The sequence below is a fragment of the Halosimplex yunnanense genome (genome assembly GCF_054504345.1).
Genome location: NZ_JBTJEL010000036.1, coordinates 489,219 through 516,210 on the forward strand (window position 1 = coordinate 489,219; position 26,992 = coordinate 516,210).

A 26,992-nucleotide genomic window follows, 5' to 3' on the forward strand; every position below is an offset into this window, starting at 1 on the left:
ACCCCGCGGACGCGGCGACCGGTCAGTCCTCGTCGCGCTGGTCGCTCAAATGTTCCCAGATCTCCGTGCAGCCACAGCCGTCCTCGACGTTCTCGAGGTGGGCTGTCTCCGATCGCCCGGCTTCGGCCTCGACGTCTTCGCCGTCCCCCTCGACGACCGCATCGCCGTCCGCGCGGTTTAACTCTGCCATAGTTACTCAGTTCGTGAGTAACCACGCCCCAGTCAGTTAATAACCTTTCGGCGCCCTTTTGGGGGCGGCGAGGCACAGGGGGAACTATGAGTGGCGAGGACACCGGGTGGTTCGATACGCTGGGCCTGACCGAATACGAGGCGACGGCCCTCCGCAAGCTGCTGACGCTCGGTCGGACGACGGCACCCAACCTCGCCGAGGCGACGGACATCCCGAAGGCGCGGATCTACGGGGTCCTCGATTCGCTCTCGGACCGCGGTTTCATCAAGATCATCCCCGGGCGACCGAAGGAGTACCAGCCCAAGCCCCCGGAAGCCATTCTCGACCGTGCCGTCGAGAACCACCGACAGGATTACGAGCAGTTCGCGGGCACGATCGAGGGCTTCCGCGAGGATTTCCTCGCGGAGTTCCAGCCCCGCTACGAGCAGGCCAGCGAGGACATCACGCCCACCGAGGAACTGTTCCACGTCGTCGACGTCGGCGAGCCGAGCGAGCGCGAGACCCGCGAGCTCTACCACGACGCCGAGGAACGCGTCTGCGTCGTCACCAAGAGCTTCGAGTACTTCGACTCGGTCGAACCGGCCTTCGCCGACGCGCTGGAGCGGGGCGTCGACGTCTCGATCCTGATGCTCGTCCCCGAGTTCCTCTCGACCGACCCGCGCGACGAACCGGCGATCCAGCGGGGGATCGTCGAGCGAATCCGAACCGAGTATCCGTCTGTCGAAATCCGGTTCTCGACCGGGAAGCTCCCGTTCCGCGGCAATATCGCCGACCCGAGCATGGAGTACGAGACCGGTGGGGCGATCCTCCTCGTCGAGGAGGAAGACGTTCCCAACCACATGCGCCAGGCCGCGATCACCGACAACGGGGCGTTCGTCGCCGGTCTCAAGCGGTACTTCGATCTCATCTGGGAGCACGAGAGCCGCGAAGTCAGACAGTAATATTGCGAATTTATCCGTCCTTGCCCCGTGACGACCGGGTCGAACTCGAACAGAGTCCTTTATCTGTGTGCTGTCGGTACGGAGAACCGATGCAGTACGGGTACCGGTGTAGTGGCGTTTTTGGTCGGTACGGCCACCAGCTATGAGACTCCCCAATCCCGCCAAGATATGGCGACTGTGGCGAGAGGATCTCCAGGCCGATGAGGCGTTATCGGAACCGTTCCCATACCGCGCCTGGAAGTGGCTCTGGCAACGCCTCCCTGCTCGGAATCGACGACCGGATCTGTTCGACCGCCTCGACGAGATCGAGTGGGACGTCGTCGTTCTCCTCGATGCGTGCCGATACGACGTGCTCGACGACGTCGCCTCGAATGCAGTCATCGGGCGGACGACGTCCCCGGCCAGTGCGACGCCCGAATTCCTCAAGCGTGCTCGCGAACGCGGCGTCTTCGACGGGACGGTCTACGTCAGCGGCAATCCGCAGTCCGATGCGAACCTCCCGGGGGACGTCGAACACGTCCCTGCCTTCGAAGACAGCTGGGACGACGGTCTCGCGACAGTCCCCCCGGAACCGCTGTACGAGGCCGCGAGGGAGCGTCTCGGCGACGGTGACGGGGTCGTTGTCCACACCCTGCAACCGCACTATCCACACCTTTGCAACATCGGGGGTCGTACTCGCCCGATTCCCGGTGGACTTCACCCGAGGTACTTCGACGAGGAGCTACACGACGAGAAGCTACAGGCGCTGCTGACCAACGGCTACCTCGACCTCGATACCGCTCGTCGATCGTACGAGCGGTCAGTCCGGTTCGCGTGGGAGCGCGCAAGCGAGTTCGCGGCAACCGCCGCCGACGAGGGCTATCGCGTCGTCATCAGTGCCGATCACGGGGAGGTTTTCGGCGAGCGGGGGTTCGTCGAACACCCGATGGGCGTGTCGATACCGGGATTGAAGGCGGTGCCCTGGGTCGTTTTCGAACCGTCGAGCGACGCCGACGGGGCCGACGACGTCACCGACAGGCTCGCTGCACTCGGCTACGTCGAAAACTAAAAACTCCCGACCGGATAATCCCGACTCATGTCACTCCGGGCCTGCTACGTCGTGAACGCCGTCGACGAGACCAGCGTCCCAGCGGACATCGCCCGCACTCTCGTCGACCACACGGATATCGAGGTCGATATCCTCGCGTGGTTCAACGCGAACGGGTTCCACGGCGACGATCGTATCGGCGTCACGTGTCTCGACGCGCCCGATACCAGGCTCGGGATCGACCTCGAAACCGCCCGACGAGCACGCGGGATATTCCGCGAATACGACATCGTACAGGCCCATCACAACCACTCCGGGTCGTTTGCGAAGCTGATCGCCGCCCGGGAGGGGATTCCGCTGGTCTCTCGCGAGGGAAACATGCGTCGGGGATTCACTCGCGAAGGCCTCGTATTGAACGGGCTGACGAACCCGCTGACGGACCGGGTCGTCTGTAATTCCCGGGCCGTCTGGCAGTCGTTTCGCCGCTGGGAGCGGTGGTTACTCTCCGACGGGCAGATCGAGATCATCCCGAACGGAGTCAACCTCGACCGGATCGATGCGGCCACGGAGGGCGGGCTCTCACTCGACGAGATCTCGAATAACGAGAGTCCCGTAGCGCCCGACGACGACGCCATCCTCGTCGGCACTGCGGGACTCATGGACGAACAGAAGGACCAGGCCACGTTGATACGTGGCGTCGCGGCCGCACGATCACGGTCCGACAGCGCGATCGAGCTCGTGATAGCCGGCGACGGACCGCTCGAGGACGATCTCCGCGACCTCGCGGTCCAACACGGGATCGACGACGCCGTTCACTTCCTCGGACGCATCGACCGCAACGAGGTGTACGCGATGCTCGCAGCGGTCGACATGTACGCGATGCCGTCGCTGTGGGAAGGATTCAGCGCGGCGGCCGTCGAAGCGCTCGCCTCGGGGACGCCCGCGGTCTTTTCGGACATTCCGCCGTTCAGGCTGCCGTACGACGACGTTGCCCTGTTCCATCCCCCGGGCGATCACGAGACACTCGCGGAGCGCCTCCTCGAACTCGCCGACGACCCCGACCGACGGGCCGAACTCGGCGCGGCAGGCCGTTCACTCGTCGAACGCGAATACACCGTCGAACACGTGGCAACGCGATACCGCGACCTCTACCGCAGTATCACGTCGTAATTTGCCAGCGAGTCGAGACGGGGCCGCTCAGGTGTAGCCGAGGTCTTCGAGCTGCTGTTGAACCCTGTCGCTCTCGATCGCCAGCCCTTCGTCGCGGCTGGACGCAGTGTGGTCGGACTGGTCGAGTTCGGTTTCGATGGCAGCCCGAACGTCTAAGACGCTCTCGATAGCCTCGACCATCCCCTCGTCCGTTCCGGCGACCATCGCTTCGTTGGTATGGACGCCGTCTTGGAGGCCGTGATCGCTGACGAGCAACAACTCGTCGCCGTCGGCGAGGTCGGCGCGGAGCTCACTGACGAATTCGTCGAGTTCCCCGTAGGCTCGCATTTGCACGTCGGGACTATCGCTGGTAACGTGACCGATGAGGTCGAGCCCGCTCGTGTAGGCGAACGCGAGTTCGTGCCGGCCACCGCGAGTCGCCCGCCGGGCACGAGCGATCCGGATCATCGCCATCTCCAGACACTGTTCGTAAAACGCGTCTAGATCGGAAGTAGCGTGACCGCCAGCGGCCTCGGGGTCGCGCTCGAAGAGGTCGCCGAGACTCCGCCGTAGCGCGTGTTCGCGGTCCCCGGTATCGGGGTCGACGACGTAGTTCGGAACCCCGATGGCGGTCGCCTCGCTGCCGTCGAACACGGTCGAGATTCCCTGTTCCGAGTAGTAGCTCACCGGCGTTCGGAAAGCGTCACTGCTGGTGTTCGTCAGCAGCCACGCCCCGAGTCGGGTCTGGAGACTGTCCGGGAGGAGGTAATCGGCGACGGTGCTACCGGCTTCCAGCAACGGGTTCCCCCACGCGACGCCGTCGTCGTCGAGCTCGAGACCGTGTTCGGACGGGGGGAGCCCGGTAATGATAGTTGGCCACAGCTCGTGCGTGCTCGGTTCACCGGTGTGGCTGACCAGCGTCTCGATCGACCGGTGGTGGTCAAGCGAGAGATTCGGATGCTTCTCGGGATCGACCAGATCCGGGTCCAGTGCGTCGATCCCCAAGACGACGACGGTCATGTCGAGACGTTCTATGGCAAAGAGGAAAACTCGTTCGGGTTCTCACACGGTCGATCGCCGCTGTGCAGACGAAGGGGGGAGTGGACGACCCAAGCGGAGGGTCAAAACCCTTTTCTTGCCTTCTCTCGGGGGCTACCGTATGAAGGTCGGGTACTTCTGTTATCGTCTCTCGGGAACCGGCCCCCGGACGCGAGCGGCAGACATCATCAACGGGATCGCTGCCAGTGGCGACGAAGAGGTAGTGGTCCTCACGAACGAGCCCGAGAAGATCACCGCCGACGCGGACGTTCGCCACATCTCGCTCTCAGATCTCGGTCGCACTCTCCTGACGACGCGTCGGGCGTTCGCCGACGCTGACGTCGTCCACGTCCCCATCAACGTCTACCAAGTGCTGTTCGTGAGACTCGTCTACTACGGTCCGCTGGTCGCCGGGGTCGGCCCCGGAATCCAACCGACGCCGTTCCATCGGTATCTCGGCCGGCTTCTGGGGATCGACGTGAAGGTGAAGGGACTCGAGATCGACGAGAAGTGGGACCGCGCCGGCTACGAGACGGTCGTCTGTTCCGCGACGATCGACCGCGATCAGTTCTACCCGTACGACGACGAGCGAATCCGTGAGCTACGCCACCAGCACGGCATCGACGACGACGAAACCGTCGTGCTGTACGTCGGGACGCTCAACGAGGGACAGGGGGCCCATCTCGTCAGCGAGATGGCCAGGCTGGCGGCTGACGACGATACCTATCGGTTTATCGTGGCCGGTTCCGGTCCGCTGGAAGACCGGTTTCGTGACCGTGAGGACCTCACGTTCGCCGGATTCGTCGACAACAAAGAACTGCCGGAGTATTACAACCTCGCCGACGTAACCGTCGCGCCCCGAAAAGAGGACAAGACGTCGAACGTCGGACTGGAGTCTATCGCGTGTGGGACGCCCATGATCACGACCGCATCCGGCAAGATCGAACGCGTCTTTCGAGACCGCGGAACCTACGTCTGGGCCGAGCGGACGCCCGAAGCGGTTCTGGAGACGGTCAGAGAGCTAGTCGAAGACCGGGAATACTACGCGGCACAGCGCCGGCGAGGCCTCGAAACGATGGAAGAGATGGACCTCACGCTGGATCGAGCATTGACCATTCACCGCGACGTCTACCGTTCGCTCGGCCGTACTGTCGAGTGACCGTCACGTCCTTCAAATCGCGAGATATAAATCGAATCCGGATAAGTTCTACCCGATAGATGCCCGCGCCAAACGTCCTGCTGGTGATCCTCGACAGCGTTCGCGCGAAGAACTGTAGCCTGTATGGGCACGACAACCAGACGACGCCCTTCCTCTCCGAACTCGCCGACGACGCCGTCGTCTTCGACCAGGCGCGAGCCCCCAGCATCCACAGCATCTCCAGCCACGTGAGTATCTTCACCGGGTATCACGTCGAGCAACACAACGCCACCGAGCACAAGTCGTTCGTCAAACCCGAAGCGACCGTCTGGCACCGCCTCGCCGAAGCGGGGTACGAAACCGGTCTGTTCACCGCCAACGTCATCGTCTCCGAGACGTCGAACCTCGCCGACTCGTTCGATACCTACGTCGGGCCCAAACGAGCGAATTTCCGCCTCTTCGAAGAAGGGCTCGCTCCGCTGGATATCCAGGGCAGTCTCACCGCGAAGGAGTATCTCAGAGAGGCACTTGCCGACGATGCGCCCGTTCGATCCGTTCTCAACGGCATCTACAAGAAATTCGAATCCCGTGGAGGCAGTCAGGACCCCGACTCGGAGCACGGGGACGCGTACGTCGATGACCTCCTGTCGTGGGTCGACGGCAGTGACGGACCGTGGGCCGCCTGCCTGAACCTGATGGACCCGCACACGCCGTTCGTCCCCGACCCAGAACACGACCGCTGGAGCGACGAATCCGCCCACGAAGCCCGCGACCGCATGGAATCGGCTGACGGCCCGGACCCGTTCACCGACGAGTTCTGGCGGGACCTGCAAGCGTTGGAGCCGCTGTACGACGGGACGATCAGGCAGTCAGACGCGGTGGTCGAACGACTGGTCGAGGCGTTGGCGACACGAGGCGTCCTCGACGATACACTCCTGGTCGTCACCAGCGATCACGGCGAGGGATTCGCCGAGCGGAGCGAACTCGATTCCGGGGTCCGACTGCGCCACCACAGTTACGGCATCGACGAACTGCTCACCCACGTCCCGCTGCTCGTCCGGACGCCGGAAGCAGACGGCGGGAACAGAATACGCGACCCCGTTTCGCTTACGCAGTTTCCGGCGGCGGTCGACGCGGCACTCGACGGTGCGGACCCGATCGCGGCTTTCAGCCCGTCGGGCGACGTGGTCAGTTCCACGTTCCGTATCCGCCCTCCGGGCGACGAACTCGCTCTCGAGGAGTCCGAACGCGAGAAGTATTTCGGTCCGTGGCGGGCGGTCTACAGACCGGCGGAATCGGGAGACGGAGTCCGAAAGTACGCCCGCCGGGGCGACGACGCGATCACACTGGAAATTCCGAACGCGCAGACGACACGGAAACTGAGCGACACCGACGACCAGGTCGTCGAGTCGGTCTTTGGATCGTTCTCCGATGCTGCTGTCAGGTTGGGGAGCGCGGACGACCGCGACGTGGAAACGGAAGTCGAGGAACGACTCTCCGACCTGGGATACCTCCGCTGACCCGCTGGCACGGCGGTAATGCCGATTGAAATGTGTTCACACGGGTGATATCGTCGGTAATCGCATCTATTATTGGTGACGCTGACCCGTCTTCGGGCATGCGACGTGACCGGACGGCAGTGTTGCATTTCTTCGCCCAGATCGTTCGGTCGCTGGCGGGGTTCGGGACGACGCTGTTCACGGCACGATACTTCGGAGCCGGTGGAGTCGGCTTCTACTCGCAGATACTGGCGCTCCTGTTCTGGCTGAAGCTTCCGAGCAATAGCATCAAGACTGCGGTCTCCAAGCGGATGTCCGAAACCGACCAGCGAACCGGCCATTTCTCGGCCGGTCTGATCGCCGCCCTCGGATACGGGGTCGCAGTCGGCGTCGTCGCCATCGCGCTCGAGGGATACGTCAACAGCTATCTCGGGGCTGATGCGACGCATTTCCTGATACTGTTGCTAGCGGTGAACATCGTCTTCGACCTCGTCAAAAGTGGGTTCGTCGGGCGCAAACGCGTCGCCATCTCCGGCTGGCTCGGGACCTTCGAGCAGATCCTTCGACTTATCAGCCAGGTCGCGTTCGTCCTCGGCGGGGCGCTGGTCATCGGACTGGTGTACGGACACATCGTCTCACTGTTCGTCTTCACGCTGATCGGCCTGTTCCTGCTTCGGGACCGGTTGGTGATCCCGAGCGCGAGCGATTTCACCGATCTGCGTCGTTTCGCACAGTACTCCTGGCTCGGGAACCTCCGAGGTGTTGCCCTCAACTGGATGGACGTGTTGGTACTCGGGCTGTTCGTCGGCGACGATCTCGTCGGGATCTACACCGCCGCGTGGACGCTCGCCTCGTTTCTCTCGCTGGCGAACAAATCGATAAAGAAGACGCTGTTCCCCGAGTTCAGCGAACTCGGAACCGACGAACGCTACGACCGGGCGACCAGCCTCATCAACGACGGGCTGATGTTCGCCGGTATCTTCCTCATTCCCGGCGTGTTCGGCGCACTCATCGTCGGTGACAGGGTACTCGCCGTCTACGAAAGCGAGTTCGCGATCGGTGCGAATATTCTGGTGTTACTCATCGCTGCGCGCCTGTTTCAGGGCCTCGGGAGCCAGTTCGCCGGTGCCCTCAATGGCCTCGATTACCCCGAAGTCGCCTTCCGGATCAACGCCGTGTTCTTCGGCTCGAACGTCGTCCTCAATTTCGTCCTCGTCTGGGCTATCGGCTGGTACGGGGCCGCTATCGCGACCCTTTCGTCGACGGTGCTGTATCTGCTCGTAGCCTGGCGTCTCCTCGTCGCCGAGGTGGGCCACGTCGAACTCCCGGTCGGCGAGATCGCTCGCCAATTCCTCGCCGCCGTCGTGATGGCGGTCGCCCTACAGCCGATCCTTCCCCTGTTGCCGGGTGGACTGGGTGGGACCCTTCTCGCCGTCGTAACCGGAGCGGCGATCTACGGTTCGACCCTCGTCGGGATTTCCGGTCGGGTCCGTGAAAAGCTACGACGCGTCGTGAACGTCTAATGGACGCGGTTACACGAACGTGGCGTCGATTTCTGGATATGTCGCTTCATTGAGTTCGAAGGTATTGTATATCCGCGTGACGACAGTACTGTACGACGCAATGGACGACATCGTCTTGGTTACTATCGATTCGGTGCGTCGCGACCACGCCGACGCACTCTCGTCGTTCGCTCCTCAGGGCGTCGAGACCGGCGTGACGGCCAGCCATTACACGCGCCCCAGTCTGGCAAGCCTACTGTCTGCAGACTACAGGGCGGCCATCAAGACGGAAGTCGTCTCACCGACGATCGCGGAAGTGCTCTCCGACGCGGGATACACCTGTCTCGGATACGCACCGACCCCCAATACCGATTCCCGGTTCGGTTTCGACCGCGGCTTCGACGACTTCGAGACGTTCGTCGAGCCGGGAAACCGTGGTAGCAAACTCCGGCAATATCTTGGCAGCATCGATGCGCTCCGGTGGATCTACTACAAGATCTATCCCCCGCAGGCCAAAAGCGAGAACCGACCCCGGGACCGTGAGGTCATCGAAACGGCAATAGAGGCGTTCAACGACGCCGAACCGCCCAGATTTCTCTGGGTCCATCTGATGGAAGCGCATCGTCCCTACGGTGTCGGTGACGACGCGATATCGAAACAGCTCGACCAGAAAGCGTTCTTCAAGCCCGAGAAGCTCACCGACGACGAAGAAGCCGAGATCGAGGGCTCGTACCGTGACGCAATCGAACGGGCTGACGGGGATATCAGCCATCTAATCGAGGAGATAGAGGCCGATCCACTACTGGCGGTCACGTCCGATCACGGCGAGGCGTTCGGTGAAGACGGGTTCTACTTCCATCAGGGTCACAAACGCTCCGTCGCGGACTACATCACGGAGGTTCCGGTTATCTTCGGCGGGCTCGACGTCGACGGACCGATGAGCCTGCTGGATATCCCATCGACGCTGGTAGAGGCCGTCGGCGTCGACGCACCGTCTTCCTGGGACGGGACCGATCTGCAGTCGACCGAATCCCCGTTTGCGATCACGGTCGCACCGTGGCACGACACGGCGACCGTCGCCTGGCAGGATTACGAGACGAAAATCGTCGCCAGCGACGCGGACGTCAGTATCGAGGCCGGCGGAAATCTGGATGAGGTAGCGCGCGCTGACGTCGACCGCGAACTCGAGGAACAACTGCAGGACCTCGGGTACATGGACGCCGGCTGAGACCGACGGGCGGGTGAACCGTTCTCACCGTATCCAGGTGACGACGATCGTCCGGGCCAGTCCGACTGCGTATCCGAGACCCGGTTTTTTCGTTTGCCCGGCTTCACGCTCGTGGATGGTGACGGGAACCTCCCGGATCCGGAGGCCGTTCTTGCGAGCCTCGATGATGAGTTCCGGGGCTGAGAACCGCTCCTCGGTCAGTGTCAGGTCGCCGAGAGCGGACCCACGGATCGCCCGAAATCCGTTCGTACAATCGGTGATCTCGGACTTGGTGAGCCGATTGATAAGCCAGGTGAACGCACGGATCCCGCTTCTCCGGGTCACCGAGTTGCCTGACCGGTCCCGTCCTCGGTAGCGTGACCCCATCACGTAGTCCGCTTCGTCGTCGAGGATCGGGGAGACGAGCGCTTCGAGTTGGTCGATCGGGTGCTGTCCGTCCGCGTCCATGGTGACGACGACGTCAGTTCCGTGTTGGCGGGCGATCTCGAACCCGGTCTTCAGGGCCCCGCCCTGCCCCTGATTCAGTGGGTGTTCGACGACGATCGCGTCGTAACTCTCCGCGACCCGCCGCGTCCGGTCGTCCGAACCGTCGGAAACGACGACCGGTCGAACCGTGTGCTCGCGAACCGTCTCGGGCAGGGAGGCTAACACGTCCCCAACGGTGTCAGCTTCGTTGTAGGCCGGGATCACGATATGGATCGATTTCCGCGTGTACTCGTCCTCGCGAGGCGCCTGCTCGACGGCCAGTTTTCGCGTGAGTCGGTTCACGACAGACCGTGTATTGGCGATTCGACTCACGAGATAGAGGATCAGGAACAGAAAGGTGGCGTCGACGAAGATCTGGATGAGCAGGAACCGGCTTTCGAGGTTGAACGCATTCGCGAGCGTCCCGTAGATTCCCGGGGCGAGTCCGACGGTGAGGAGTCCGAGGGCGACGGCTATCGCGAGGCCGAACTCGGCCTTCGAGAACGTGGTCCGGTACCGGTCGAATCCCCACAGCAGCACCGCAACCGCTAGCCCGACGAACAGCAGTGTCAGTGTCTGGTTCTCTAATCCAGGAAAGGCGTCGAAAAGCGCCGAACCAGCGGCTATCATGCCTGTTTAGTCCGTCGAGTGTCTGGAATTTGAATCTGCCGATCCATGTGAATACGTCGGCTGAAATGAATGAGTCGCTCGCGCGATCCATCAGGACGCTGATCGATAACCGCACCGTCCAAGTACGGCGGGAGTGTAGCCGTCGACAGGTCGACCCGTCGATGTCAACGCCACAGGCCGCACTCTCCGTCGATTTCGAGTACTTCACCCACCTGCCGGCCTACCGCGGCGCCCGCGGCACCACCGACCTGCCGGAAGTCGGTCTCGACGGGGTGACGAGCCTCCTCGACGCCTTCGAGCGGGCGGACGCGACGGGCACGTTCTTCACCGTCGGCGAGATCGCCGACACCAACCCCTCCGTGCTCGGTCGCATCGCCGACGCCGGGCACGAGGTCGGGTCGCACACGCACACCCACCAGCACCTCTCGGAGCTCTCCGCGGCCGAACGTCGCGAAGAACTGGAAACGTCGAAAGCGCGCCTCGAGGACGCGTCGGGTCAGGACGTCGTCGGCTTCCGCGCGCCGTCGTTCGACATGGGCCCAGAACACTTCCGGACGCTCGCCGATCGGGGCTACGAGTACGACTCCAGCGTCGTCCCCTGCCGGTCGATCCCCGGCTGGTACGGCGGCGAGTTCGAGACGGAACTGCCGTCGCCCGCTCGCGAGGTCGATCCACAAGCCCCTGCGGAGGTCGCCGAGGTCCCGGTGTCGGTGATGCCGGGACTGCGGCTACCGCTGACGGGCACCTGGATCCGGTTTTTCGGCGTCAGCTACACGATCCTCGGCATGCGCCTGCTCGCACGGCGCGGTATCCCGCCCGTACTGTACGTCCATCCCTGGGAACTCGTCGATTTACCCGCCGTCGAGGGAGTCCCCGAGCGGGTGTACGTCCGGACCGGCGCCTACATGCGTCAGGCCGTCCGCCGGATCCTCGACGAGCCCTTCGAATTCGTCCCGGTGGGCGACCTCGCCGCGCGAGTCGGGCCGACCGGGAGTGAGTGACCGTGAGCGGGAGCGAGAGCGGGAGTGGAAGTAAACGGAGCCCCGACGGTCGCTCCTCGACCGAATCACCCGATAGAGGCCGAAACTGGCGGAAGACCGTCATCAAGATCGTTCAGTGGGCGGTCGCGGTCGGGGCCTTCTGGTACGTGGCCCGGGACGTCGACTGGCAGGCGACGCTGGCCGAGCTGAGCACGCTCGGGCCGCTCGTGGTCGGCGGCGTGCTACTCATCACGACACTGGAGTTCGGGTCGCGCTTCTCGATGTGGTACGCGCTGCTGAACGGGCGCGAACCGACGAGTTTCGGGACGACGGCCCGCGTCGATCTCGTCATCAAGTTCGTCAACCACGTCGTCCCGTCGAAGGCGTCGGGCCACTCCGTCGCGCCGCTGGTCCTGCGCTATTACACCGACGCCGAGTGGACCGAGGCGGTCAGCATCGCCGGGCTGAACACGGGGCTGTACGCCGCTCTCTACGGGCTGGTGGCCCTGATCGGGCTGGCCGCGTTCGCGACGCAGCTCGCGGGCGGCTGGCTCGTCGTCATCCTCCTCTCGACGGGCATCTACCTCGCCGCGGGGACGCTCGTCCTGCTCGCCGGGCGACGCATGGACGTGGCCGGCCGGCTGGCGAGTCGGCTGGGGGGACTGCTCGGTCGGATCCCGCAGATCGGCGACCGCCTCGCCGGCGTCGCCGACGCGCTCCCGTCGTTCACGGCCGACTCCGCGGGCATCTTCCGGGCGCTGTCCACCCGCCCGTCAGTCGTCGTCCCCTACGCGCTGGGGTGGGCGGGGACCCTGATGGTCTTCCCCGCGCTGCGCGTCTGGCTCGTGCTCACTGCGCTCGGCGGGGAGTTCTCGCCGGCGGTCCTCCTGCCGGTCGTCCTCGTGATGGCCTACAGCGTGACCGTCCTGCCGCTGACGCCGGGCGGTGTCGGCGTCGCAGAGGCCTCGGCGACGGCCGTGTTCGTGAGTCTCGGCGTCGCGCCGGAACTCGCGCCGGTCGTGATCCTCGTCGACCGCTCGTTCGGCGTCTACCTCCCCGCGCTGCTGGGCTGGCTCCCCGCCGCGAACCTCGACATGGCCGACGTGCTCGCGCGGCGCGGGGAAGACGGGTGACCCTCGCGACCGCTCGACACCGTTCGCGGACCCGCTACAGCGAGCCGTAGTCGGCACTTACCGTTCGGACGAACGAAACGTATATCGGGAACCCTCGCGGGGTTTCGGACGATGACGCGGACCTTCGTCGTCGGCCTCGACGGTGCCAGCTGGCTGCTGACCGAGCCCTGGATCGACGAGGGGCTCCTGCCCAACCTGGCCGAACTCCGCGAGACCGGCACGTACGCGACGAGCCGGAGCTGCCTCCCGCCGGTGACCTATCCCAACTGGAAGTGCTACGCGTCGGGCAAGAACCCCGGCAAACACAGCGTCTTCTGGTGGGAGCGCATCGATCTTGCCGACGAGCGCATCGACATCATGAGCGGCAGCGACTACAAGACCGCCGAGCTGTGGGACTACCTCAACGCCGACGGCCAGCGCGCCGGCGTCGTGAACATGCCCTCCATGTACCCGCCCCGGGAGATCGACGGGTACGTCGTTTCGGGGGGGCCGGACGCCGTCGAGGGCGAGTACCGCTCGCTCGACACCGGCTACACGCACCCGCCCGAGTTCGAGCGGGAACTCGCCGACCGCTACGACTATCAGGTCCACCCCGACCCGCTTTTGTCCTCGAACGAGGAACGCGGCGCCGAGGTCGAGGAGATCCTCCGCCTGCTCGAACTCCGCCTCGAAGTCGCCCGGGACCTCTTCCTCGAAGAGGATCTCGAATTCACCCACGTCACACTGTTCTACCTGAACGTCCTGCACCACTTCTTCTGGGACGACGAGCCGACCAAGCGCGCGTGGCAACTCGTCGACGAGTGGCTGGGCGAACTCGCCGAACTGGAAGACACTAACCTCGTCGTCATGTCCGACCACGGCGCCGCGGCGACGACCACCGAGTTCTACGTCAACGAGTGGCTCGCCGAGAACGGCTACCTCACTCGCGCCAGCGGCGTCGAAGACTACTTCCAGAAAGTGGGCCTGACCCGCGAGAACACCCTCGCCGTCGCCAAGCGGTTCGGCCTCGTGGACTTCCTCGCCGACACCGTCCCCCAGCGCATCCAGGAACTGGTCCCCCAGAGCGCCGGCGCCAAGCGCGAGCGGAAGATGGAACTGATCGTCCCCGGGGAGACGAAGGCGCTCGCCAGCGGCCAGGGACCGATCTACGTCAACCCGCGTTTCGACGTGGAGTCGGTCCGCGAGCGGTTGATCGCCGACCTGAAAGAAGTCACCGACGAGAACGGCGACCCCCTCTTCACCGGCGTCTACCGCGCCGAGGAGGTCTACGACGGCCCGTACGTCGACATCGGCCCGGACGTCGTGGTCGACCAGCGCCCCGGCGTCCACGTCAACGACGGCATGGGCGGCGACGCCGTCCAGACGAAACCCGACCGCTGGGCCGCCGAGAACACGCCAACGGGAATCTTCGTCGCGAACGGCCCCGACTTCCGGAACCGCGAGGAGATCCCGGAGATCGACATCCGCGACATCGCGCCGACCGTCCTCGCCAACCACGGCGTCGACGTGCCGACGGACATGGACGGCGAGGTGCTCGACGTCTTCGTCGACGACCCCGACGTCGGGACGCAAGAGCCGATCGACCACGAGGAAGCCCGTGCGGGCGGCCCCTCCGACGAGGTCGCCGACCGCCTCACCGAACTCGGCTACATGGAGTAGCGAACGACCCGGGGATCCCCGGAGTAATGGGCACCGGGGCCGTAGATCCGACGATGTCCCTCCGTTCGCTGCTCGACCTCCCGGTCGACATGGGCTGGCGCCACGTCCTGTTCGCTAACTGGCCGGTCGACCCCGATCTCGTTCAGGCGCACCTGCCGGAGTCGCTGACCGTCGACACCTACGACGGGCAGGCGTGGCTCTCTGTCGTCCCGTTCACCAACGTCGCCGTCCGCCCGCACGGGTTCCCCGAATGGACCGGCTTCCGCCTCCCCGAGTTGAACCTGCGGACATACGTCAGCCACGAGAGCGAGCGCCGAAGGGCAGAGGAGAGCGCCGGAGCGGCGGACGTCACGGGCCCGGCCGACGACGGTCCCGCGGCCGACCGCGGCGTCTACTTCTTCAACCTCGACGCCGACGGCGTCCTCGGCGTCGCCGGTGCGCGCGTCTTCCATCACCTGCCCTACTACTTCGCGAGCATGACGATGCGGGACGACGGTTCACGGATCGCCTTCGAGAGCGAACGCTGGCATCCCGGCGCGCGCCCCTGCGATTTCGACGCACGGTACGGTCCCGTCGGCGACCGCTACCGGGCCGAGCAGGGAACGCTCGACGAGTTCCTCACCGAGCGGTACCGATACTACACGCAGACGCCCGGCGGGGAGGGACGCTACGCCCAGATCAGTCACGACCCGTGGCCGCTGTACGAGGCGTCGGTCGACATCGCGACGAACCAGGTGTTCGAGACGAACGGCTTCGCGACGCCCGAGAGCGACCCCGTCTTCCGCTACAGCCCCGGCGTCGACGTGACCGCCTCGGGGAGCCGACGGGCGGAGTGACACCCCCGGTCCCCTGCCGGGACCGTTGCCCATTCCCCGCTCGGAACCGAACCACCGGGCGACATGCCTTCTGAGATGACTGCCTACGTTATCGACGAGTTCGGCGATCCAGACGTGTTCACCGAACGGACGGTCGAGGTGCCCGATCCCGGACCGGACGAGGTGCGCGTCGAGGTCCGTGCGACCAGCCTCAACCCGGTCGACTACAAGATCCGCGGGGGACACATCCCCGACTTCGCTCCCGACTTCCCCGCCGTCCTCCACTGCGACGTGGCGGGCGTCGTCGACGCGGTCGGCGCTGACGTCGACCGCTTCGACGTGGGCGACGAGGTGTACGGGATGCCCGGCGGTGCAGGGCGGGACGGCGCCCTCGCCGACTACGTCGTCGGTCACGCCGGGACCTTCGCCCACGCGCCCGAGACGCTCCCGCTGGCCGACGCGGCCGCGCTCCCCGTCGTCGCGCTGACGGCCTGGGAGATGCTCGCCGACAAGACGACGGTCCACGTGCGCGACGACGTCCTCGTCTACGGGGCCAGCGGCGGCGTCGGGCACATCGGGGTCCAGCTCGCCCGCTGGTTCGGTGCCGACGTGACCGCGACCGGCTCGACGGAAGCGAAGCGGGCGTTCGCGGCCGACCTCGGCGCCGACGCGACCGTCGACTACACCGCGACCGACGTCGAGTCCTACGTCGACGAGCGCGTCGACGGCGCCGGCTTCGACGTCGTCTTCGACCCGGTCGGCGACGACCACCTCCAGACGGCCTTCGAGGCGGTCCGGCCGTTCGGGACCGTCGTGACCACCGAGTCGAGTTCGACGCAGGACGTCTCCGCGATGCACGCCAACTCGCTGGAACTGGGGGTCGTGCTCGTCATCCTGCCGGTCCTGCTGGGCGACCGACAGGAGCGGATCGGCGCGGAACTGGCCGACATCGCGGCGCTCGTCGACGACGGCGCCGTCGAACCCCACATCGACGAACGCTTCGCCTTCGACGAGGTCGCCGACGCACATCGCCTCGGCGAGGACGGCGACTTCGTCGGGAAGATCCTGCTCGAAAACGAGTGACGACCGTATCGGCCGCGACCGGGCGTTCCAGGATTCCGCTCCCCGTCGCTACCGGCTTCGATCTCGAGTTACGCGCTGCAGGATCTCACGATACCGTCGCTGTGCGGCCTCGAAGCTGTATTCCTCTTCGATCAGCGCTCGGCCCTTTTCGCTGATCTCGGGCAGGTCCTCGCGGTCGAGGATCGAGAGCAGTTCTCCCCGGATGTCGGCGGGGTCGGTGCTGTCCATCAGGAAGCCCGTTTCGCCGTCGCGGACGACGTCGGGCACGCCGGAGACCGGCGTCGCGTAGACCGGCGTTCCGCAGGCGAGCGCTTCGAGGATGGAGGTCGGAAGTCCCTCGGTGGGCTCCGAGGGGAGGATGACGAGTCGCAGGCGGTCGAGTTCCGCGGGCACGTCGTCGTGGTCGACCCACCCGCGCATCTCGACGCTCCCCGACTCGATCTCAGTGGCGAGTTCCGTCTCCAGCCACTCGCGGAGGCCGCCGTCGCCGATGAAGGTGAACGTCACGTCATTGGGAAGCCGACGAGCGACCGCGGCCAGCTCGCGGACGTTCTTCTCCTCGTCGAGCCGACCGAGGAAGCCGACGCGGCGCTCGCGGTCTTCGAGGGGCATCCCGACGTCGAACTCGTCGGTACGGACGTAGCGCGCGCCAGTCGGGTACACGTCGGCGTCGTCCGGGTCGAGGTCCAGCTGGGTCGCCATCGCCGGCGTGTAGGTGACGACGCCGTGCGCGGCCGCGAAGCCCGCTCGTTCGAGCGCCCGGACGAGGCCCGCGAGCGTCCGCGCGACGGAGCTCGGGAGCGTCTCTTCCCAGGCGATGCGGAGCGTGAGCGGCACGTCGCCGCGCGGCTCGACGAGGACCGTCTTCCCGATGGCTCGGGCGAACAGGATCGGGAGCAGGTACGAGGTGGCGCCGTAGAACAGGACGACCTCCTCGTCGCGGCCCGCGATCACGCGGCACATGCGAAGCTGGTTCAGCAGGAACCGGGCCGCCGCCACGGGGACCGAATCGCCCGCGCCCTTGCGGGTGAGTTCGACGAGTTCGTGACGGTCGCGGATCTCCGAATCGGCTGGCAGGTCGGCCGTGACGAGCGCGACGCCGGTGACCGCCGAGAGAATATCCAGCAGGCTCCGGGTGGCGTTCTCGCCGGCGGCCGCCAGCGGGTGGGTGACGACGCAGACGTCGGGCAGGTCCGCCATTATCCGCTCGGTGACCGCCCGGACGCATTAACTCTGGCCTTCGGCGGCTCTGGCGTTCCACGTCCGTTGGCCGCCGTTACCCCCACTTGAGGATGCCGTAGAGGTAGCCGAGGCCGACGACGCCCGTCAGGAGGACGAGCCAGACGAGCTGTTTCGCGGCGGTCAGGTCTGGGTCGCGAACGAGCCCCCACAGTCGGCCGGGGATGTACTCGCCGAGGATCTTTCCGAGGAAGTCGCCCTCTTCCTCGGCCGAGCCGGGGACGAACTGCTGCATGCCGCGCTTGGAGTAGCCCTGCCAGAACGCCCGATCGAGGAGCCACTTCGGGTCGGTGCGGTAGGCGAACACCTTGTGGCCGACCTCGGCGTCGGGGACGTACCGGACGCCGCGGCCGTATTCGGCCTGCATCCGGGCGCACAGTTCCGTCTCGCCGCCCTGGAGGTTCTTGTCGCCCTTGCGGCCGCCGATCTCGTCGTCGAACCCGCCGAGATCGAGGAAGACCTCCCGGCGGAAGGAGATGTTCGACCCGTTGGTATTGCGGACCTCGGTGGGGGTGTCCCGCCCGTCGCCGAATCCCCTGTACGTCGCGCCGATCAGGTACCAGTGTTCTTCGGGGAGATACCGGGGTTCGCCGTCGACCCAGATGGGGTCCATCCGGCCGCCGGCGGCGATGGCGTCGTGCTCCTCGTAGGCGTCGACGAGGCGCTCGATCCACTCCGGGTGAGCGACGGCGTCGTCGTCGATGAACGCGACGACGTCGCCGCTGGCGAGTTCCGCGCCGTTGTTCCGGCTGACGAGGAGGCCGCGGTTCTCGTCGTTGCAGTGGGTGACGACGTCCTTTCGGTCCCCGAAGTCGACTTCGAACCGGTCGAGGACTTCGGGGTTGCCGTCGCTGACGAAGACGAGTTCGACGTCCTCGTGGGTCTGGTCGAGGACGCTCCGGGCGGCCTCGGCGACCGCGTCGTAGCGGTCGAGCGTGTGCTCGCAGAGGACGACGGAGACGCGCATGCTCCTGCAAACGACGACGGGGGAAAAATGGGTTTCCGTTCCGTTACAGGAACGACCGCCGCTCGACAGCGCGGCGGGGGGACCGAGACAAATCAATCGGCGAGGGGCTGTTCGAACAGGCGCGCGCCGCTGTCGGAACAGGTGACTGCGACGACCTCCTGCGTACTACAGCATGACTCGACCGTCTCCTCGCCCATACTAACCGAACCGTCGGAGGTGGGACACGTCTCGAGGAAGATCCGCAGTCCTCGCAGGACCTGACCGCGCTGTACGGTCCCGAGGTCGGCCCAGCGCGTCGACCGCTCCGCGATGATACCCGCACCGGCGACATCCGCGATCAGTGCCGCTTCTGACGGCCACTTCGCGACGTGTTCGCCGTCGACGATCAGCAACCGAGCGTCGTCGTGGGGTTCTACCTCGAACTCCGACTCGTTCAGGCCGAACCGGTCGCTCACGACCGGTTTCAGGTCTTCTCGGCCCTGCAACGACTCTATCTCACTGTGCCAGAGGCTGCCGAACTCGTCGACGAGGCAGTCGTCGTCCGCGTCCGGGCACGGTTCGATGGCGTCGACATCGTGAAGGAACTGCTCCACGTCCAGTTCGAACTCCGTCTCCTCCCCCCTGTCGACTTCGATCCCGCCCGTCGTTGGTGGTTCCTTGCCGAACAATCTGAGTGCCCACTCGGGCATGTACTCCTTCGTCAGCGTCGGCGTCCCCGGGACCAGATATCCGCGTAGATAGATGATCACACCTGAGACGACGACGGCCACCGCGCCCGCTCGTCTCGAAAACCTCCCGATCACCGCGCCGACGACGAGCGCGATGACAGAGTTGACCACGGTGCAGGGGAGACACCTGTTTGACCCAGTATACTCCTCCTGTTTGAATTGTTCAAGCATCATCACGAAATGGACAGTAATGAATTATTAATTTTTCTATACCATTGGGAGATTGACTCTTCGAGCAGGAGATGCGACGCTCGCGTCGTCGCTCGGTACTGCGGGCCCGACGAACGCGGGAGACCCCCGGAGTGGTGTCCGCCGTAGCGCACGGCAGCCACTCACTCGGCCCCGCTCGCGGCGAACTATCGCCTAAAGCCAGCCGCAGTCGCTCTCACAGACGCACCGGTAGCCCGCACACGTCATGTTCTTACAGGTCGCCCAGCAGCAACACGAGGACGTCAGTGTCTCGCACGACTGGTTGTCGTCGCAGTTGCCGCCGCAGAATTGGCAGCCCGAACAACAGTCGGCCGTATTGTAACTCCAGTTCTTCTCGTAAACTTGCTCGACAGTGTCCTCCTCGGCGGGGAAGAAGTTCACGTATCCGGCGTCCTCCGTCGGTCGGATACCGAACATCACTTCGCCCTCGTCGGTACGGTGGAGCACCCGGATCTCGGGGATCACTTCTCCGTCGACTTCGCGCGCGTTGAAGCCGAGACCGTCACCCCGCTCCGAGGTCATCCCGTCGACCTCGACGTCGAAGATATCGAACGACGGTTCGTCGACGTGTTCGGCCTCGACCGCTGCTTCCAGGAGGTCTCGGTGGGCCCTGAACTGCTGGCGGATGGTGTCGATGTCTCTGTACTCGGCCGTGATATCGCGCTTCGTCGCGAGACTGATCGAGCTACCGGAGGCCGACGCGCTCGCGACCCCGCTGGCGCCGACCGTAGCCGCAGTCCCTGCCGCGACGGATTTGAGCACGTTACGCCGATTGAATCCGTCCTCGGATGTACTCTCGGACATGGTGTAACTGCAATCATCAGTTGATATGACAGTCACTTATTCTTTACTGATTTATATATTTGGGCAATAAATCGTCCTCCCCCGGTCGAAATGGAACCGACGTCATCCCCAACTAACCATCACGATTGCCGAGGTCCGACCTGTCTCACGTTGACCGAGCCGTCGGAGGCCCTGTCTCGGCGATCAATCTCAGGGGTCTTTCGGGAAGCCGTATTCGCTGGCCCATGTGTTCAGATCGACGGCGACAAGCGGTTGGAGGGAACGACGCTGATCGGGATTGACCGACTCTGCGAGGAACCGGTCCAGCTCGTCCGCAGTCGAGCGTAGGCGGCCCAGAACGTCCTCGTGGGCCATCAGGTCCCACGCATTCCACGGATCGGGGTCCCCATCGGCGTATTGCTCGCCGTCCAACAGTAGCTGTTCGACCCAGAAGTAGGAACGGCCAAAAGCAGCGGCCGCTTCGACATCGGGGTCGTTCCCGCCGGCGGCCAGCGCACTGAGACCCGTAATAGCCCCGTAGAGGCGCGACTGCTTGTCGAGTATGTTTAGATACGTCTCGGCCGTGGGATCCTCTTCTACCTCCAGGCGGAACCAGTCGACCATCTCGACGGCTCGATCCGTCCAGTACCGGGTCTCCTTGGTGCCGAGAGCCCCGAGGCGCTTCACCGCGAGCGGGAACAGGTATTCGTTCGTCACGAACACTGTAGGCTCGCTCCCCTCGGCTACGTCACCGTCGAGAATATCGTCAGCGATATCGTAGTACTCCTGCACGAGAACGGTAAATTGCAGTAGTGGTCGCAGGTCGGACCTCGACGGTTCGCCAGCTACACCCGACCGATACACCTGTTCTGCGACGTACTCTATCCGGTACGTCGGCCGTACCGACCGCTTCGGGAGCGCCTCGTTCGGTGTGAACACGATCCTCTGGAGGCGATCCGTTATCTCCGGAGTCTCGATCTCGCCCAGTAGTTCGGTGACGTGCCTGTCGAGCCGAGAGCGAAACGACGCGAACTCCCGTTCGAAGGCGGCCATTCGGGACTCCGAAACCGTGGTAGGGCGATGCATGAATAAATGATATTCAAATCTCAAATACAATAAACGTGTCGTTGAATAAACTGCAATTCACAGTGATACTCCCTACAATGTCCGAGTCTCGGGGGTGATAGATCCACAGGCTACAGCCACGAGGATACGCCGATGGGATCAAGTGCTTGCCGGGGCACGTGTCGATCCAGTCTACTAGACGATCGCTGGAAGATAGCTACGAAACGAATACGCCCGAATTACTACCCAAAACTCGTCCAACGCGCTCGTCCAACAATAGGTTCGACGGGCCGATCTGGACGCTATTCAAAAGGCTTATGCGCGCGATGGGTTTGGTTCCGACCAATGAGTCAGTGGCGTGGCCGAATAAAAGACATCGACGAACCCGAAGATGTCGTCGACGTGGTAGGCGAATTCTACCATATCCCGACGCTCATCGCCCTCCTCGGGTTCATGCTGTGGAGTCGGACCAGGCACTGGAAGGAATTCCTGGTCGATGGAACCGTCTACTTCAGCGGGTACGACCCGTGGTACCACTACCGGATGGTGAAGTTCACCATTCAGAACTGGCCCGCGACGAGTCCGTTCGACCCGTGGACGCAGTTCCCCTACGGGACACACTCCAGCCAGTTCGGGACTATCATGGACCAGCTCGTCGCGACGGCGGCGCTCATCGTGGGCCTCGGGAACCCGAGCGACCACACCGTCCGACTGGTCGTGCTGTTCGCGCCGGCGGTGTTCGGCGCCCTCGCCGCGATCCCGGTCTATTACATCGGCAAGCGCGCGGCCGGCCGCTTCGCCGGAGTCGTCGGCGTCGCCACGCTGGCGCTCGTGGGGAGCACGTTCGCACAGCGCGGCACGGTCGGGTTCTACGACCACCACATCGCCGAAGTGCTCTTCCAGTCGATCGCCGTCCTCGCGACGATGGTCGCCGTCTCCGTCGCCGAAGAGGAGAAGCCGGTCTGGGAGCTGTTCAAGGCACGTGACCTCGACGCACTCCGTCGACCCGTCGGCTGGTCGCTCGTCGCGGGGATCACCGTCGGTCTGTACCTCTGGACGTGGGCGCCGGGTGTGTTCCTCATCGGTATTCTCGGCGTCTACTTCCTCGTCGAACTCGCCTCGGAGTACGCCCACGGCGAGAGCCCCGAACACGTCGCCATCGCCGGCGTCATCACGCTCTCGACGGCCGGCGTCCTGAGCCTCGCGGTGATGGAAGAAGTCGGTCTCAGTGCGACGAGCTACAACCTCGTCCAGCCGCTACTGGCCTTCGGCGTCGCCGCGGGCTGTGTCTTCCTCGCGTGGTTCGCCCGCGAGTGGGAGTCCCGCGACCTTCCGAACGTCCAGTACCCAGTGGCGGTCGCCGGCATCCTTGTCTTGATCGCCGGGGCCATCGCGCTGTTGCTCCCCGACTTCTGGGACTTCCTCGTCACCCAGATTACGCGTGTCGTCGGTCTCTCGGTGACGGAGACGGCCGGCACCGTCGGCGAGGCCCAGCCGATGCCCTTCGAGAACCTGTTCCCGCGCTACGGGTTCACGCTCTTCATCGCGCTGCTCGGCGTCGCGTACGTCGTCGGTCGACACTTCTTCGACCGGCCGCGCTCTGAGCTGACGCTGCTCGCGGTCTGGACGGTCTTCATGCTGCTCGCGACGCTGACCCAGCGCCGGTTCGACTACTACTTCGGCGTCACCGTCGCCGTGATGACGGCGCTCGTCATCGGTCAGCTGGCGAACTTCGCAGGCCTCTCGAAGCCCGACACGGACATCGAGACCTACCAGGTACTGACGATCGTCGCCGTCGTGCTCGTCGTCTTCGCGCCGCTCCTGTACCCGTCGGCGGTCGCAATGCAGACGACTAGCGCCCAGGGCGGTGCGGGACCGTCTGCGATGGCCTGGAACCAGAGCCTCGGCTGGATGCAGGGCAATACGCCCGAGGAAGGGAATTACGCTGGCGCCGGGAACGCCGACCAGGTCCCCTACTACGGCACCTTCGAGCGGACCGACGACTTCGACTTCCCCGAAGGGTTCTACGGAGTCCTGTCGTGGTGGGACTACGGGCACTTCATCACCGTGATGGGCGAGCGGATACCGGTCGCCAACCCGTTCCAGCAGGGCGCCACCGAGGCGGCGAACTTCCTGCTGGCGCAAAACGAGTCCCAGGCCAACGAGGTCATCCAGGACGTCAGCGAGCCCGACGCGGAGACGCGCTACGTCATGGTCGACTGGAAGATGACCGAGACGGCGCAGGCCTACCAGTCGGGCGGTCGTTCGATCCGGATCGGCGGGAAGTACTTCGCTCCCTTCCAGTTCACCGACCGGAACATCAACCAGAGCGAGTACTTTACTCCCCGAGGTCAGTGGATCTACTACCAATCGGGGCAGGGTAACAACCGTCAATACAACCAGTTCCGACTGCAACACCAGCCCTACTACAACTCCACGGCCGTCCGGCTGTACAACTTCCACGGCAGCGCCGTCGAACCGGAGCCGGTCGTCGTCGACTGGACGATCGAGGAAGTCGGGAGTCAGAACCAGCGGGTTCGGATGAGCAACGGGACCCGCCAGTTCGACACGATGGAGCAAGCCCGGGAGTACGTCGCGAGCGACCCCACCTCGCAGATCGGCGGCGTCGGCCAGTTCCCGGAGGAGCGCGTGCCCGCGCTCGAACACTACCGGATGGTCGGCGGCAGCGAGTCCCGTTCGACGGACTCGGCCCGTTACCAGCTCGGACTCCGGAAAGAGGCACAGGGCGCGCTGCAGACCCGGCTTCAGACGCCGGGCGTGGTGAACGCGCTCCAGCCGAGTTCGTCCAACTGGGTGAAGGCCTTCGAGAAGGTCCCCGGTGCGACCATCGAAGGTGAGGGCCCGACGAACGCGACGGTCACCGCGGCCGTCCGGATGAACGTCGAGTCCACGAACTCCTCGTTCGTCTACCGCCAGCAGGCCCAGACCGGCGAAGACGGGACGTTCACCATGACGGTCCCCTACTCGACGACGGGCTACGACGAGTGGGGAACCGAAGAGGGGTACACGAACACCAGCGTCCGCGCGGACGGCCCCTACCAGCTCCGGACGGACACCAAGGCCAACGAGACCCACACGTTCCGCTACGGCGGGACAGTCAACGTGACCGAAGGGCAGGTCATCGGCGAGGACGAGAACGCCGCGACGGTGACCCTGCAGAAGAGCGCAGGCCAGCCGATCGAGGTCAACACGGACGTCGGTAACGAGACGGCAGGTAACGAGACGGCCGGCGACGCCGGTAACGAGACGACCGCCGGGTCCGGCGACGAGACGACCACTGACGAATCGACCGGGACCGACGCGCCCGCGGGCGGCAGCGGCGACGCGACGGACTCGCCGACCGCGACGCCGTCGGACGGTTCGGACACGGCTACCACCGCTGGCACCGACGACACGGCCAGCATCTCGCCGGCGGCCGCGGCACCGCCGACGCTCGCCGCGCTGTTCGGCGCCGGACTCGTCTCGCTTCTCGCGATATCGACGCGAGACTGAGCGCCGATAGCGGTTTTCTCCGTATTCTTCCTGACTAACCCGCTTCCCGACTGCCGAACTCGGAGACGATACCCCGGCAGGTCCACCCACAACTATCCGTCAGTACTAACTGGTGTCTCTGACTCTCGTCGCGTATGACACGTCGGAGCGACCACGCCGACCGCCGCGGCAGGGCGGCATCGCCGAGGAGTGGTGTCGATGGCCGTTGACGGCGGACTGCTCGCTGTCGAACTACTGTTGGTCTCGGTCGCCGGCGGCGCGATCGGCGCCGCGGTGGGCGGGTATGCCGCCTACGGCCTCGCGGGGCTGACCGTCACGCTCGGCGAAATCGCTCGCGTCACCTCCGACATCGGCGGAGCGCCGCTCGTGGCCGATTCGGCGGATCTCGGGACGGCTGGCGTCACCGGGCTCGTCGGGTACGGCCCCGCGTTCGGGCCGCACGTCGCGTTCGCGGGGGCCGCGGCAGCAGCGGCCTACGCAGGTCGAAAGGGCCATCTCGACACCGACTTCCCCTACCACGAGGCGAAGCACCTCTCCACGCCGCTCGGGCCGTGGCCCGCCGCACTCGCGGTGGGGGGCGCGTTCGGGTTGCTGGGGTACTGGCTCGCACAGCTGTCACTGCAGCTCTCGCTCCCGTGGGACCCCGTCGCCGCGAGCGTCGTCGCGTCGGCGTTACTCCACCGGGCCGTCTTCGGCTACCCGCTCGTTGGTCGGCTCGGCACGGACGTGCTCGACATGACTCCTTACGAGGAGGGCGACCGTCGAATGGCGACCGACGGCGACGGCGACGGCGCCCAGTCGCTGGTCGGGCGCTTCGTCGTCGAACCGTGGCTCCCCTACCAGTCCGAGTGGTGGACCGTCACGGTGCTCGGCCTCCTCGTCGGCATCTTCGGAGGCTTCGTCGCCGTTGCCACCGGGAGCTACTTCCTCGCGTTCGGCATCGCCGCGACCGGCATGCTGTTTCTCGCTGCCGGCGTCGAACGGTTCCCCGTTACCCATCACATGGCCCTGCCCGCGGGGATCGCGGCGCTCGCGCTCCCGGAGGCGAGTCCGGTAGTCGCCGTGCTCGTCGGTGGCGCCTTCGGCGTCGTCGGCGGACTCGTGGGCGAATTGGCCCAGCGGATCTTCTACGCCCATGGCGACACGCACTTCGATCCCCCCTCGGCGTCCATCCTCGTCACGACGCTGCTCATCGCGGTCCTCGACGTCGTCGGCCTGTTCCAGCAGACCGCCGTTCCGACCGTCGGTATCGCCTGATCCGGCCCGTTCGCGTCCGGCGATCAGCGGGTTCGAAACGCGGATATTCACAGCGTTTTTATACCGACCTCGGCATGTTACGATAGATGCAGCAGTGGCTGGTCGCCGACGCGGTCGGGGGCACGCAGGCGCTCGGGGCCGGGATCGAACGCGTGACGGAGAGCGACCCGTGGTTCCTGCTCTCGACCGCGGTTGAGCAACTGCACGCCCTCCTCGCGACGCCCGCGTCCGGAGACGTCGGTGGGATGATCATGGCCGCCGTCGTCCTGCTCGTTCTCGGTCTCGGAGGCGTCGCTATCTGGCACTCGAACCTCCCCGGGTTCCTCTCGGGAGCCAGCTCCCGTGAGTCCAGTTCCGACGCCGGGACCAGCGGTTCCGGTACGGAAAGCCCCCAGACGACCGAGAGCCCACAGGAACCGAGCCCGTCTGAACCCGACCGAGTGGACGCAGTCGAAGAGGAGGCGCCCGCACAGCGAACCGATCAGGAACTCATCGTCGACATCCTCGAATCGAACGAAGGGCGGATGAAACAGGCGATGATCGTCGACGAGACCGGCTGGTCGAAATCGAAGGTGAGTATGCTCCTCTCGGAGATGGAGGACGACGGCGACATCAGCAAGCTCCGCGTGGGCCGCGAGAACATCATCAGCCTGAGCGGGAACGAACCGGAGGCCGCGGGGTCGCCGTTCGACGAGGAGTAACCGTGCGACGGCGTGACGAAACAGATCCAAAGCGCAACCGTTAAACCCGTCT

23 protein-coding genes are annotated in these 26,992 nt (G+C 65.1%); 15 read left to right on the top strand and 8 right to left on the bottom strand.

The window, feature by feature from the left end:
* Positions 1-22: 22 nt before the first annotated feature.
* On the bottom strand, positions 23-190 hold the full coding sequence (locus AB2U09_RS18530; RefSeq protein WP_459194213.1) for a DUF8595 family protein: 168 nt from the start codon (positions 188-190) through the stop codon (positions 23-25).
* Positions 191-276: 86 nt separating this feature from the next.
* On the opposite strand from AB2U09_RS18530, the gene AB2U09_RS18535 reads away from it, so the two are divergent.
* From AB2U09_RS18535 to AB2U09_RS18545, 3 genes are all read left to right on the top strand, one after another.
* Positions 277-1,131 carry a TrmB family transcriptional regulator gene (locus tag AB2U09_RS18535; protein ID WP_459194214.1) on the top strand — a complete coding sequence of 285 codons (855 nt, stop codon included), beginning with the start codon at positions 277-279 and terminating at the stop codon, positions 1,129-1,131.
* 142 nt (positions 1,132-1,273) lie between these two features.
* Positions 1,274-2,179, top strand: a complete 906-nt coding sequence (locus tag AB2U09_RS18540; protein WP_459194215.1) for a hypothetical protein — start codon at positions 1,274-1,276, stop codon at positions 2,177-2,179.
* Positions 2,180-2,206: 27 nt separating this feature from the next.
* A complete protein-coding gene (locus AB2U09_RS18545) occupies positions 2,207-3,328 on the top strand; it encodes a glycosyltransferase family 4 protein (protein WP_459194216.1) in 1,122 nt (373 codons plus the stop codon).
* A gap of 27 nt (positions 3,329-3,355) precedes the next feature.
* Here AB2U09_RS18545 and AB2U09_RS18550 read toward each other — a convergent pair whose 3' ends face one another.
* Entirely contained in the window at positions 3,356-4,327 is a 972-nt protein-coding gene (locus AB2U09_RS18550; protein WP_459194217.1) for an alkaline phosphatase family protein, read from the bottom strand.
* A gap of 139 nt (positions 4,328-4,466) precedes the next feature.
* Between AB2U09_RS18550 and AB2U09_RS18555 the strand changes: the two genes are divergently transcribed.
* The 4 genes from AB2U09_RS18555 to AB2U09_RS18570 all read left to right on the top strand — a co-directional run bounded on the left by AB2U09_RS18555 (position 4,467) and on the right by AB2U09_RS18570 (position 9,712).
* Entirely contained in the window at positions 4,467-5,504 is a 1,038-nt protein-coding gene (locus AB2U09_RS18555; RefSeq protein WP_459194218.1) for a glycosyltransferase, read from the top strand.
* A gap of 59 nt (positions 5,505-5,563) precedes the next feature.
* Complete coding sequence (locus AB2U09_RS18560) at positions 5,564-7,003, top strand: sulfatase-like hydrolase/transferase (protein WP_459194219.1); 1,440 nt, start codon at positions 5,564-5,566, stop codon at positions 7,001-7,003.
* Between the two features lie 98 nt (positions 7,004-7,101).
* Positions 7,102-8,505 carry an oligosaccharide flippase family protein gene (locus tag AB2U09_RS18565; RefSeq protein ID WP_459194220.1) on the top strand — a complete coding sequence of 468 codons (1,404 nt, stop codon included), beginning with the start codon at positions 7,102-7,104 and terminating at the stop codon, positions 8,503-8,505.
* 100 nt (positions 8,506-8,605) lie between these two features.
* Positions 8,606-9,712 carry a sulfatase-like hydrolase/transferase gene (locus tag AB2U09_RS18570; RefSeq protein ID WP_459194221.1) on the top strand — a complete coding sequence of 369 codons (1,107 nt, stop codon included), beginning with the start codon at positions 8,606-8,608 and terminating at the stop codon, positions 9,710-9,712.
* A 24-nt stretch (positions 9,713-9,736) separates the two neighbouring features.
* Here AB2U09_RS18570 and AB2U09_RS18575 read toward each other — a convergent pair whose 3' ends face one another.
* The gene (locus AB2U09_RS18575) at positions 9,737-10,807 is read right to left on the bottom strand and encodes a DUF2304 family protein (RefSeq protein ID WP_459194222.1); all 1,071 of its coding nucleotides are present in this window, start codon (positions 10,805-10,807) and stop codon (positions 9,737-9,739) included.
* A gap of 161 nt (positions 10,808-10,968) precedes the next feature.
* On the opposite strand from AB2U09_RS18575, the gene AB2U09_RS18580 reads away from it, so the two are divergent.
* From AB2U09_RS18580 to AB2U09_RS18600, 5 genes are all read left to right on the top strand, one after another.
* Positions 10,969-11,808 carry a polysaccharide deacetylase family protein gene (locus AB2U09_RS18580; protein WP_459194223.1) on the top strand — a complete coding sequence of 280 codons (840 nt, stop codon included), beginning with the start codon at positions 10,969-10,971 and terminating at the stop codon, positions 11,806-11,808.
* A gap of 2 nt (positions 11,809-11,810) precedes the next feature.
* On the top strand, positions 11,811-12,920 hold the full coding sequence (locus AB2U09_RS18585; protein WP_459194224.1) for a lysylphosphatidylglycerol synthase transmembrane domain-containing protein: 1,110 nt from the start codon (positions 11,811-11,813) through the stop codon (positions 12,918-12,920).
* A gap of 111 nt (positions 12,921-13,031) precedes the next feature.
* On the top strand, positions 13,032-14,579 hold the full coding sequence (locus AB2U09_RS18590) for an alkaline phosphatase family protein (protein WP_459194225.1): 1,548 nt from the start codon (positions 13,032-13,034) through the stop codon (positions 14,577-14,579).
* A 53-nt stretch (positions 14,580-14,632) separates the two neighbouring features.
* Complete coding sequence (locus AB2U09_RS18595) at positions 14,633-15,415, top strand: YqjF family protein (RefSeq protein WP_459194226.1); 783 nt, start codon at positions 14,633-14,635, stop codon at positions 15,413-15,415.
* A 63-nt stretch (positions 15,416-15,478) separates the two neighbouring features.
* Positions 15,479-16,477, top strand: a complete 999-nt coding sequence (locus AB2U09_RS18600; RefSeq protein ID WP_459194227.1) for a zinc-binding dehydrogenase — start codon at positions 15,479-15,481, stop codon at positions 16,475-16,477.
* Between the two features lie 48 nt (positions 16,478-16,525).
* Here the strand turns inward: AB2U09_RS18600 and AB2U09_RS18605 are convergent, their stop codons facing one another.
* The 5 genes from AB2U09_RS18605 to AB2U09_RS18625 all read right to left on the bottom strand — a co-directional run bounded on the left by AB2U09_RS18605 (position 16,526) and on the right by AB2U09_RS18625 (position 21,457).
* Positions 16,526-17,677, bottom strand: coding sequence for a glycosyltransferase family 4 protein (locus tag AB2U09_RS18605; RefSeq protein ID WP_459194228.1), 1,152 nt, complete (start codon positions 17,675-17,677; stop codon positions 16,526-16,528).
* A gap of 76 nt (positions 17,678-17,753) precedes the next feature.
* Entirely contained in the window at positions 17,754-18,683 is a 930-nt protein-coding gene (aglG, locus tag AB2U09_RS18610) for a glucosyl-dolichyl phosphate glucuronosyltransferase (protein WP_459194229.1), read from the bottom strand.
* Positions 18,684-18,775: 92 nt separating this feature from the next.
* Positions 18,776-19,585, bottom strand: coding sequence for a DUF8054 domain-containing protein (locus AB2U09_RS18615; RefSeq protein ID WP_459194230.1), 810 nt, complete (start codon positions 19,583-19,585; stop codon positions 18,776-18,778).
* Positions 19,586-19,774: 189 nt separating this feature from the next.
* Positions 19,775-20,425 (bottom strand): hypothetical protein, encoded by a 651-nt coding sequence (locus AB2U09_RS18620; protein ID WP_459194231.1) that lies wholly within the window; start codon positions 20,423-20,425, stop codon positions 19,775-19,777.
* 189 nt (positions 20,426-20,614) lie between these two features.
* Positions 20,615-21,457, bottom strand: coding sequence for a hypothetical protein (locus AB2U09_RS18625; RefSeq protein WP_459194232.1), 843 nt, complete (start codon positions 21,455-21,457; stop codon positions 20,615-20,617).
* A gap of 357 nt (positions 21,458-21,814) precedes the next feature.
* On the opposite strand from AB2U09_RS18625, the gene AB2U09_RS18630 reads away from it, so the two are divergent.
* From AB2U09_RS18630 to AB2U09_RS18640, 3 genes are all read left to right on the top strand, one after another.
* Positions 21,815-24,982: an oligosaccharyl transferase, archaeosortase A system-associated gene (locus tag AB2U09_RS18630; protein WP_459194233.1), complete on the top strand. Its 3,168-nt coding sequence runs from the start codon at positions 21,815-21,817 to the stop codon at positions 24,980-24,982.
* 198 nt (positions 24,983-25,180) lie between these two features.
* A complete protein-coding gene (locus AB2U09_RS18635) occupies positions 25,181-26,239 on the top strand; it encodes a DUF7973 family transport facilitator (RefSeq protein ID WP_459194234.1) in 1,059 nt (352 codons plus the stop codon).
* Between the two features lie 251 nt (positions 26,240-26,490).
* Positions 26,491-26,940 (top strand): helix-turn-helix transcriptional regulator, encoded by a 450-nt coding sequence (locus AB2U09_RS18640; protein ID WP_459194283.1) that lies wholly within the window; start codon positions 26,491-26,493, stop codon positions 26,938-26,940.
* Positions 26,941-26,992 lie beyond the last annotated feature (52 nt).